Source organism: Streptomyces flavofungini (genome assembly GCF_014650815.1).
Classification (GTDB): domain Bacteria; phylum Actinomycetota; class Actinomycetes; order Streptomycetales; family Streptomycetaceae; genus Streptomyces; species Streptomyces flavofungini.
Genome location: NZ_BMVR01000039.1, coordinates 1 through 11705, shown reverse-complemented (window position 1 = coordinate 11705; position 11705 = coordinate 1). Strand labels below are relative to the sequence as shown.

General features: G+C 74.4%; 1 protein-coding gene. It reads right to left on the bottom strand.

Features of this window, described 5'->3' with window-relative positions:
* A partial coding sequence (locus IE274_RS38750; protein WP_190120654.1) for a type I polyketide synthase occupies positions 1 to 11705 on the bottom strand: 11705 nt, incomplete at both ends.

The following is an 11705-nucleotide window of genomic DNA, read 5'->3' as shown; positions in this document are numbered from 1 at the left end:
GAAGCGGACCGCCTCGCGGATGTGGCGGACCCAGTAGTCGGGGTCCTTGAGCTGGTCCGTTTCCGCCAGTTCGCCGGTGACGTTGGAGACGACGGGCAGCTTCGGGTCCTGGTACGTCAGGCCCTGCGCGACCGCGCGGAAGTCGTCCAGGACCGGGTCCATCAGGGGCGAGTGGAAGGCGTGGGAGACCTTCAGCCAGCGAACCTTGCGACCCTGACCGCGCAGGGTCTCCTCCAAGCCCTCCAGAGCCGTCCGCTCACCTGAGAGCACGACCTGCGAGGGCCCGTTCACGGCCGCCACACCGGCCCGGTCCTCCAGACCCACCAGCAGCGGCAGCACGTCCGCCTCGGCCGCCTGGACCGCGAGCATCGCGCCGCCCTCGGGCAGCGACTGCATCAACCGACCACGCGCAGCGACCAGTCGAGCCGCATCCTCCAGCGACCACAGCCCGGCCACATACGCGGCCGTCAGCTCACCGATCGAATGCCCACCGACGACCTCAGGCCGTACACCGAAGGACTCGGCCAGACGGAACAGGGCCACCTCGACGGCAAACAACGCGGGCTGCGCGTACTCCGTCTGCTCCAACAGCTCAGCATCCGTACCAAACATGACGTCCTGGAGCGAACGTTCTAGCTGCCCATCCAGATGCGCACACACCTCATCCAGCGCATCGGCGAACACCGGGAAGGTGTCGTACAACTCCCGGCCCATACCGATCCGCTGACTGCCCTGGCCGGTGAAGACGACGCCGAGGCGCCCCTCGACCACCGAACCGGTCACCACCCCCGGTCCACCGGCGGCAATCGCCCCCAGACCGGCCAGGAACTCCGCGCGCGCCTCACCGAGCACGACCGCCCGGTGCTCAAGGACAGCCCGCCCGGACAGCAGGGACCAGCCGACACCTTCCGGCTCGAGCTGCTCGCGCCCGGCCACGTGCTCCCGCAGCGCGTCCGCCTGGGCCCGCAGCGCCTCGGCGCCGCGCGCCGACACCACCCAGGGCACGATCGCCGTCAACGGCGCGTCGAGCACCGGTTCGGCCGCCTCGGCGGGCTCCGTCGACGGCGCCTGCTCGACGATCACGTGGGCGTTCGTGCCGCTCACGCCGAACGACGACACACCCGCACGACGCGGCACGCCGCCGTCCCGCTCGGCCCACTCACGGGCCTCCGTAAGGAGCTCGACCGCCCCGGCCTCCCAGTCCACATGGGAGCTGCGCTCGTCCACGTGCAGGGTGCGCGGCAGGACGCCCTCGCGCATCGCCATGACCATCTTGATGACACCGGCGACGCCCGAAGCGGCCTGGGTGTGGCCGATGTTGGACTTGATGGAGCCCAGCCACAGCGGCCGGTCGGCCGACCGCTCCTGGCCGTAGGTGGCAAGGAGCGCCTGGGCCTCGATGGGGTCGCCCAGCGTCGTGCCCGTGCCGTGCGCCTCGACGGCGTCCACATCACCGACAGTGAGTCCGGCGCTCGCGAGGGCGGCGCGGATGACGCGCTGCTGCGACGGACCGTTGGGGGCCGTCAGGCCGTTGCTGGCGCCGTCCTGGTTCACGGCCGAGCCGCGCATCACCGCAAGGACTTCGTGGCCGTTGCGGCGGGCGTCGGACAGCCGCTCCAGGAGCAGCAGGCCGACACCCTCGCCCCAGCCGGTGCCGTCCGCGGCCTCGGCGAAGGGCTTGCAGCGGCCGTCGGCGGCGAGGCCCTGCTGCTTGCTGAACTCGTCGAAGGCGGTGGGCGTCGACATGACGGTCACACCGCCCGCGAGCGCCATGTCGCACTCGCCCTGCCGGAGCGCCTGCGCGGCCAGGTGCAGCGCGACCAGGGACGACGAGCAGGCCGTGTCCACGGTCACCGCCGGGCCCTCCAGGCCGAACGCGTACGACAGACGGCCGGAGACGACCGCTCCGGCGTTGCCGGTGAGGAGGTAGCCCTCGACGCCCTCCGGGGGCTCCTGGACGCCGTCGCCGTAGCCCTGGTAGCCGGAGCCGATGAAGACGCCGGTCTGGTCGCCCCGCACGGAGGTGGGCGCGATGCCCGCCCGCTCGAACAGCTCCCAGGACGTCTCCAGGAGGAGGCGCTGCTGGGGGTCGATCGACAGGGCCTCGCGCGGCGAGATCCCGAAGAACGCGGCGTCGAACTCGGCGGCGTCGTAGAGGAAGCCGCCCTCGGCCTTGTACGCGGCGGCGCCGGAGTTCTCCCAGCCGCGGTCGGCGGGGAAGACGGAGATGGCGTCGGTGCCTTCGGAGACCAGGCGCCACAGGGCGTCCGGGCTGGTGGCGCCGCCGGGGTAGCGGCAGCTCATGGACACGATGGCGATGGGGTCGTCGGCGGGCGCGGGTACGGCCGCCGACGACATCGTCGTGGTGCCGCCCGGTGCGGCGTCGCCGAGCACCTCGCGCCGCAGGTGGGCGGCGAGGACGTGGGAGTTGGGGTAGTCGAAGACGAGGGTCGTGGGGAGCTTCAGGCCGGTCGCGGCGGCGAGGCGGTTGCGCACCTCGACGGCCGTCAGCGAGTCGAAGCCCAGCTCGCGGAAGGCGCGCCCGGGTTCGACGGCTGCCGCGCCCTCGTAGCCGAGGACGGCGGCGGCCTGTGCGCGGACCAGGTCGAGGACCGACCGCTCCTGCTCGGCGGCGGGCAGCGCGGCGAGCCGCTGGGCCCACTCGGAGCCCGGCACGAGGGCCTGCGCGCCGGGCGCCACGGCCGTCTCGGGTCCGGTGAGCGCGCGCCGCGCCTCCGGCAGGTCCCCGATGAAGGGGCTGGGCCGCATCGACGTGAAGGCGGGCGCGAACCGCTCCCAGTCCACGTCGGCGACGGCCACGAACGTCTCGTCGTACGCGACGGCCTCGGCGAGGGCCGCGACCGCGCGCTCGGGTGCCATCGCCGTCACGCCGAGGCGACGCAGCGCCTCCTCGGCCTCCGCGCCGGCCATGCCGCTGCCGCCGCCCCACAGCCCCCATGCCACGGAGGTGGCGGTGAGGCCGCGGGCGCGCCGGGCTTCGGCGAGCGCGTCGAGGTGGGCGTTGGCCGCGGCGTACGCGCCCTGGCTGCCGCTGCCCCATACGCCCGCGTTGGACGAGAAGAGCACGAAGGCGTCGAGGGCTCCGGTGTCGAGGAGCGCGTCGAGGTGCGCGGCGCCCGCGACCTTCGCCTCCAGGACGGCGGTGATGTCGGCGGCGGTCATCTCGGCGAGGGGCTGCTCCTGGCCGACGCCCGCAGCGTGGAACACGGAACGCAGGGTGCGGCCGTGGGCGGCCAGGTCGTCGAGGAGCCCGGAGACGGCGTCCCAGTCGGCGATGTCGCAGGCGGCGAGGGTGACGTCGGCACCCAACTCCTCCAGTTCCGCCTTGAGTTCGGCGGCGCCGGGGGCGTCGGGGCCACGGCGGCTGGTGAGGACGAGGTGGTCGACGCCCTCGCGGGCCAGCCAGCGCGCGACGTGCCCGCCGATGGCTCCGGTGCCGCCGGTGACCAGGGCGGTGCCGCGCGGCGACCACTCCGGCTCCGTGCCCGTGCCCGCTTCCAGGGGGGCGTGCGTGAAGCGGCGTACGAAGACACCGGTGTCCCGTACCGCGAGCTGGTCCTCGTCGCCCGCACCCGCCACGATCGCGGCGAACCGCGAGGCGGCGCGTGCGCCGTACGACGGGGGCAGGTCGATCAGACCGCCCCATCGGTCCGGGTGCTCCAGCGCGATCACCCGGCCGAGGCCCCACAGCTGCGCCGCGACCGGGCTCACGTCCCGGTCCCCGCGGCCCGTGGTGACGGCTCCGCTGGTCACCGCCCACACCCGCGCGCCGATCCCGGCGTCGCCGAGAGCCTGCGTCAGCGCGACGGTGCCCGTGAGGCCGACGGACACGGCCTCGCGCCCGTCCTGCGCGGACTCGTCGAGCCCGAGCAGCGAGACCACCCCGTCCAGGTCCGCCGCACCGGCGGCGTCCCGCAGCCGCTCGGTCAGCGTCTCGCGCGTCAACTCCGGTGTCGTCAGGGCAAGTTCCACGACGTCCGCACCGGCCAGCGTCAGCGCGTCGCGTGCGCCTGCCGCCCACGGGTGGCCCGTGGTGTTCTCCGGCAGTACGACGAGCCAGCGTCCGGCGAGTCCGGAGGCCGGCAGGGAGCCGGTCGGCAGGGGCTTCCAGGTGACCCGGTAGCGCCAGCCGTCGAGGGTGGACCGCTCGCGCCGCTGCCGCCGCCAGGACGACAGGACGGGCAGGACGGCGCCGAGCTCGGCGGCGTTGTCGCCCGCCAGCTCCAGCTCGGCCGCCAGCTCCTCTAGGTCCTCGCGCTCCACGGCCTCCCAGAAGCGCGCCTCCACGTCGGCCACGACGGACAGCGGCGTGCCGTCGGGCACCCCGCCGTCGTCCGTCAGCCAGTAGTGCTGCCGCTGGAAGGCGTACGTGGGCAGGTCGACGACGGTTCCGGCGCCCGGGAACAGCGCCTTCCAGTCCAACTCCGCGCCGCGCACGTGCGCTTCGGCGAGGGAGGCGGCGAGGCGGTCGGCGCCGCCGTCGTCGCGGCGCAGGGAGCCGAGTGCCGCGGCGGCCTCCTCGCGCCCCGCGGCCTCGATGGTGGCCTGGACGGGGACGGTGAGGACGGGGTGGGGACTCATCTCCAGGAACAGGCCGTGGCCTTCGTCGAGGAGGCCGCGGGTGGCGTGCTCAAAGAGGACGGTCTGGCGGAGGTTGCGGTACCAATAGCCCGCGTCCATCGGGGTGTTGGCGTCCAGCCAGGCGCCGGTGAGGGTCGAGAACAGGGGCACCTCGGCCGCCTGCGGGTCCACCCCGGCCAGCGCCTCGGCGATCTGCTGCTCGATCTGCTCCACGTACGAGGAGTGCGAGGCGTAGTCCACCGGGATGGTCCGGGCGCGAACGTCCCCGGCCACGCACTGCGCGACCAACTCCTCCAGCGCGTCCGGCTCGCCCGAGACCACGACCTGGGCCGGACCGTTCACGGCAGCCAGCTCGATCCGGCCGTCCCAGGCAGCGATCAGCTCCCGCACTTCCTGCTCAGGCAGGGGCACGGAGACCATGCCGCCCTTGCCCGACAGCTCCCGGATCGCCAGGCTCCGCAGCGCCACCACGCGGGCCGCGTCCCGCAGCGACAGCGCCCCCGCGACACACGCGGCCGCGATCTCACCCTGACTGTGCCCGACCACAGCAGCAGGCTGAACACCCGCCGCCTGCCAGGTCGCGGCCAGCGACACCATCACCGCGAACAACACGGGCTGGACCACATCCACCCGGTCGAAGTTGTCCCCGCTCAGCTCCTCAAGCAGGTCCCACTCCACGAACTCCGACAACGCATCCGCGCACTCCTCCATCCGCTCGGCGAACACCGGGGACTCGTCGAGGAGTTCGCGAGCCATCCCGGCCCACTGCGACCCCTGCCCCGGGAACACGAACACCGCACGACCCGCACCGCCCTGGGCCCGACCGGCCGCCACCCGCGTGGCCGCCATGTCGCCCTGGGCCAACGCCTCAAGCCCGGCGACCAGCTCTTGCCGGTCCCGGCCGAGGACGACGCCCCGGTGCTCGAACCGCGAGCGTGCGACCGTCAGCGACCAGCCGACGTCGGAGAGACCGATGCCGTCGTCGGTGAGCAGCCGCTGGCGCAGCCGTTCCGCCTGCGCCCGCAGGGCGCCTTCGCTCTTCGCCGACAGGGCCAGCGGGACCACGCCCTGGACGACCGACGACATGCCGGTCGGGGCGGGGTGGTCGCCGGGGTCGACGGGCAGTCGTTCCGCCACCGGTGCCTGCTCCACGATCACGTGCGCGTTGGTGCCGCTCATGCCGAAGGAGGAGACGCCCGCGCGGCGCGGCCGTCCCACCTCCCGCGCGGTCCATTCGCGCGCCTCGGTCAACAGCTCGACGGTCCCCGCGGACCAGTCGACCTCGGTCGTCGGCGCCTCGGCGTGCAGCGTCCTGGGCAGGATGCCGTGCCGCATCGCCATGACCATCTTCATGACGCCCGCGACGCCCGCGGCCGCCTGGGCGTGCCCGATGTTGGACTTGACCGAGCCGAGCCACAGCGGCACGCGCCCCTGGGGGCCCTCGGGGCGGTCCTTGCCGTAGGTGGCGATGAGGGCCTGGGCCTCGATGGGATCGCCGAGTGAGGTGCCGGTGCCGTGGGCCTCGACGGCGTCGACGTCGGCGCCGGTGAGTCCGGCACCGGCCAGGGCCGCGCGGATCACGCGCTGCTGCGAGGGCCCGTTCGGGGCGGTCAGGCCATTGCTGGCGCCGTCCTGGTTGACCGCCGAACCACGGACGACCGCGAGGACCTGGTGGCCGTTCCGGTGGGCGTCGGACAGGCGCTCCAGGACCAGCATGCCGACGCCCTCGCCGACGCCGAAGCCGTCGGCGCCCTCCGCGAAGGGCTTGCAGCGGCCGTCGGCGGCGAGGCCGCGCTGACGGCTGAACGCGACGAGCGTGTCGGCGTTGGCCATGACGGTGGCGCCGCCCGCGAGAGCCAGGTCGCACTCGCCCTGGCGCAGGGACTGCGCGGCCAGGTGCAGGGCGACGAGGGACGACGAGCAGGCGGTGTCGACCGTCACGGCCGGGCCTTCGAGACCGAAGGAGTACGAGATGCGGCCGGAGATGACGCTGGTGGAGTTGCCGGTCATCAGATGGCCTTCGAGGCCGTCGGGGATGACCCGCACGCTCTCGCCGTAGCCCTGCGACGAGGCGCCGACGAAGACGCCGCCCGCGGTGCCGCGCAGCGCCGCCGGGTCGATCCCGGCGCGCTCGAAGGCCTCCCAGGAGGTCTCCAGGAGGAGCCGCTGCTGCGGGTCCATCGCCAGGGCCTCGCGCGGGGAGATCCCGAAGAACACCGCGTCGAACTCGCCCGCGTCGTGCAGGAAGCCGCCGCCGCGCGAGTACGTGGTGCCCTGGTGGTCGGGGTCCGGGTCGTAGAGGGACGCCGTGTCCCAGCCGCGGCCCTCGGGCAGCCCGGAGGTGGCGTCGGCGCCCTCGCCGACGAGGTGCCACAGGTCCTCGGGGCTCGCGACGCCGCCGGGGAAGCGGCAGCTCATCGCGACGATGGCGATGGGCTCGTCGGTGACCGCCGCGACCGGGGCGACGGGCGCGGACGGGGTGTCCGTGGCGGCGCCGCCGAGTTCGGACTTGAGGTGGCGGGCGAGGGCCAGCGGGCTCGCGTAGTCGAAGACCAGGGTGGCGGGCAGGCGCAGGCCGGTCGCCTCGTTGAGGCGGTTGCGGAGTTCGACGGCGGTCAGCGAGTCGAAGCCCAGGTCACGGAAGGCCCGCTCGGTGTCGACCTGGTCGCCGGAGGCGTAGCCGAGGACGGCGGCGGCCTGGCCGCGCACGTGGTCGAGGAGCGCCCGCTCCCGCTCGCCGTCGGCAAGACCGCGCAGCCGCCGCACGAGCGCCGGGGCGTCGCCGCCGGACGTGTCCTGACCCCCGGCGGCGCGCCGGGCGGGGCCCTGGACGAGGCCGCTGAGCAGCGGCGGCAGGTTCTGGCCGTGCGTACCGCGCAGCGCGGCGGTGTCGAGGCGTACGGGTACAAGGGCGGCGGCGTCCAGGCCGAGTGCGGTGTCGAGGAGGCCGAGGCCCTGCTCGGTGGTGAGGGGTGCGATGCCGGAGCGGGTCATCCGGTCGAGGTCGTCGGCGGTGATCTGCCCGGCCATGCCGCCGCGTTCGGCCCACAGGCCCCAGGCGAGGGCGGTGGCGGGCACGCCCTGGCCGCGCAGGTGCTGGGCGTAGGCGTCGAGGAAGGTGTTGCCCGCCGCGTAGTTGCCCTGTCCGGCGCCGCCGAGGACGCCCGCGACGGAGGAGAACAGGACGAACGCGGCGAGGTCGGCGTCCCGGGTGAGGGCGCGCAGGTTGAGGGCCGCGTCGGCCTTGGGCCGCAGCACGCGGTCGAGCTGGTCGGCGGTGAGCGAGGAGGTGATGCCGTCGTCGAAGACGCCCGCGGTGTGCACGACCGCGGTGAGGGGGTGCTCGGCGGAGACGCGGGCCAGCGCCTCGGCGAGGGCCTCCCGGTCGGCCGCGTCGCACCCGACGACATCGACGCTGGCACCCGACTCCGCGATGTCCGCGGCGAGTTCGGCCGCGCCCGGCGCGTCGGGGCCGCGGCGGCCGAGGAACAACAGGTTGCGAATGCCGTGTGCGGCGACGAGATGCCGGGCGACGAGGCCGCCGAGGCCGCCGGGGGCACCCGTGACCAGGGCGGTGCCGTCGGGGTCCAGGACGGGAGCGGTCCGGGTCTCCGGGTCCGCCGGATCGGCGGTCCGCTCGCCGAGGTCGCGGGTGAGGCGGGGGACGAGTACGGCTCCGGCGCGGATCGCGCACTCGGGCTCGCCGTGCGCGTACGCGGCGGGCAGCGCGCGCAGCGACTCGGGCCCGCCGTCCACATCGGCGAGCACGAACCGGCCCGGCTCCTCGGACTGCGCCGAACGCAGCAGGCCGAGGACGGCGGAGTGCGCGAGTCCGGGCAGCGGCTCGTCGTCGGCGACAGCGGCGGCGCCGCGCGTCAGGACGACGAGGCGCGCGTCGGCGAGGGTGCCGTCGGCTGCGGCCAGCCACTCCTGGACGAGGGCGAGGGCTTCGCGGGTGGCGGCGTGGACGGCTTCGGCGGTGGTGTCGGCGGCGGTTCCGGTGTTCGCGGCGTCGGCGGCTGCCGCGGTGGTGGTGTCGGCGGCGGTTGCGGCGCCGGTGGCTCCGGCCGCGACCACGACTCCGGGTACGGCCGCCGTGCCGTCGGCCACCGCCGCGGTGAGGTCGGCCAGTGTCGGGTACGAGGTGGCGTCGACGCCGCCCTCGCCCAGCAGGCGGCACAGCTCACCGGTGTCGGTGCCGAGCACGGCCCAGGAGGGGGCGGCGGCGCGGTCCGGGTGTGCCGGGGCGCCGGCGGTCGGCCGCACCCAGTTGACGCGGTACAGGTGGGCCACCCGGGCCCGGCGGGCGGCGAGGCCCTGCCGGACGTCGACGGTGCGGGACACCAGCGAGCCGATCCGTGCGACCGGCGCGCCCGAGTCGTCGGCGAGCAGCACCGAGACGGTGTCGCCGCCGCTGCCCGAGCGGGTGAGGCGGACGCGCAGGGACTTCGCCCCGTCGGCGTACAGCGCCACGTCGCTCCACGAGAACGGCAGCCGGGGCGCGCCGCCCTCGTCGCCGTCCGAGGGATCCTGCGCGAGGTGCGCGGCCTGCAGCGCGGCGTCGAGGAGCACCGGGTGCAGGCCGAACCGTCCGGCCTCGTCACGCCGGTCCTCGGGGATGCCGACTTCGGCGAACAGCTCGTCGCCGAGCCGCCACACGCTGCGCAGCCCCTGGAAGGCGGGGCCGTACTGGACGTCCGCCGCGGCGAACTCCTCGTACAGGCCGTCGATGCCGACCGCCTCGGCGCCCTGGGGCGGCCACTCCGCGAGGTCGAACCCGGCGGCGTCGGCGGGCGCGGCGGCCGCGGTGCTCAGGGCGAGGACGCCGGTGGCGTGCCGGGTCCACGGCTCCGGCTCCGCGCCGTCCGTGTCGGGGCCCGTCTCGGGCCGGGAGTGGAAGCTGAGCGACCGCCGTCCGGAGGCGTCGGCGTCTCCCACGGTGAGCTGGAGCTGTATGCCGCCCGTCTCCGGGACGACCAGCGGTGTCTCCATGGTGAGCTCTTCGACCAGGTCACAGCCCACCTGGTCGCCCGCGCGCGTCGCCAGCTCCACGAACGCGGTCGCGGGCAGCAGTACGACCCCCGCCACGGCGTGGTCGGCGAGCCACGGGTGCGTACGCAGCGAGAGCCGCCCCGTGAGCAGATGCCCGTCACCGTCCGCGAGCGGCACTGCCGCGCCAAGGAGCGGGTGCCGTGTGTCACCGAGCCCGGCAGCGGTGACATCGCCCGCCGTGAGGTCGGCGTGCAGCCAGTAGTGCTGGTGCTGGAAGGGGTAGGTGGGGAGGTCGACGGCGGTGCGGGCGCCCGGGTAGAGGGCCGCCCAGTCCAACTCGGCGCCGTGGACGTGGGCTTCGGCGAGGGAGGCGGCGAGGCGGTCGGCACCGCCGTCGTCGCGGCGCAGGGACCCGAGGGTGGCCGCGGGGCTCTCGGTGGCGTCGATCGTCGCCTGCACCGGAACGGTCAGCACCGGGTGCGGGCTCATCTCCAGGAACAGCCCGTGCCCCTCGGCCAGGAGGCCGCGGGTGGCGTGCTCGAAGAGGACCGTGTGACGCAGGTTGCGGTACCAATACCCCGCATCCATCGGCGTGTTGGCGTCAAGCCACTCCCCCGTCAGCGTCGAGAAGATCGGGACATCGGCGGCCTGCGGAGACACTCCGGTCAGGGCCTCAGCGATCTGCTCCTCGATCTGCTCCACGTACGAGGAGTGCGAGGCGTAGTCCACCGGGATCGTCCGGGCGCGGATGTCCTGGGCGACACACTGGGCGACCAGTTCTTCCAGCGCCTCGGGCTCACCGGAGACGACGACCTGGGCCGGACCGTTCACGGCGGCAAGCTCGATCCGGCCGTCCCAGGCAGCGATCAGCTCACGCACCTCGGCCTCGGGCAGCGGCACGGACACCATCCCGCCCTTGCCGGACAACTCACGAATGGCCAGACTCCGCAAGGCCACGACACGAGCCGCGTCCTGCAGGCTGAGCGCGCCCGCGACGCACGCGGCCGCGATCTCACCCTGACTGTGCCCGACCACAGCGGCGGGCTTCACCCCGGCCGCCTGCCACACCTCGGCCAGCGACACCATCACCGCGAAGAGAACCGGCTGCACCACATCCACCCGGTCGAAGTTGTCCCCGCTCAGCTCCTCAAGCAGGTCCCACTCCACGAACTCCGACAACGCGTCCGCGCACTCCCCCATCCGCTCGGCGAACACCGGACTGGAGTCGAGCAGCTCACGCGCCATCCCGGCCCACTGCGACCCCTGCCCCGGGAACACGAACACGGGACGGACCTTGCCCTTCGCGCCCTGGGCCCGGCCGGACACCACCTGCGTGGCCGCCGCGTCGCCTTCGGCCAGCGCCTCAAGCCCGGCAAGGACCTCGTCCCGGTCCCGGCCGAGGACGACACCCCGGTGCTCGAACCGCGACCGCGACACCGCCAACGACCACGCCACATCGCCCAGTTCCAGGCCACCCCGCGCCGACAGCAGCTCCCGCACCCGCACAGCCTGCGCCCGCAGCGCCTCCGGCGACTTCGCCGACAACGCCACCGGCACCACACCCGCCACCACCGAAGAAACAGCGGAAGGCGACACGGCCTCCCCGGCCTCCGACTCCTCCCCCGGCGCCTGCTCCACGATCACATGCGCGTTCGTACCGCTCATGCCGAAGGACGAGACGCCCGCGCGACGCGGCAGCCCGGGCTCGCGCTCGGGCCATTCCCGGGCGTCGGTGAGCAGCTCGACCGTGCCCGCCGACCAGTCGACCTCGGAGGTCGGGCTGTCCACGTGCAGGGTCTTGGGCAGGACGCCTTCCCGCAGCGCCATGACCATTTTGATGACACCGGCGACACCGGCGGCGGCCTGCGTGTGCCCGATGTTGGACTTCAACGAGCCCAGCCACAAAGGCCGTTCCGCGGAACGCTCCTTGCCGTACGTGGCGAGCAGCGCCTGGGCCTCGATCGGGTCGCCGAGCGTGGTGCCGGTGCCGTGCGCCTCGACGGCGTCCACGTCACTGGCGGTGAGGCCCGCGTTCGCCAGCGCGGCACGGATGACACGGCGCTGGGAGGGGCCGTTCGGGGCGGTGAGCCCGTTGCTCGCGCCGTCCTGGT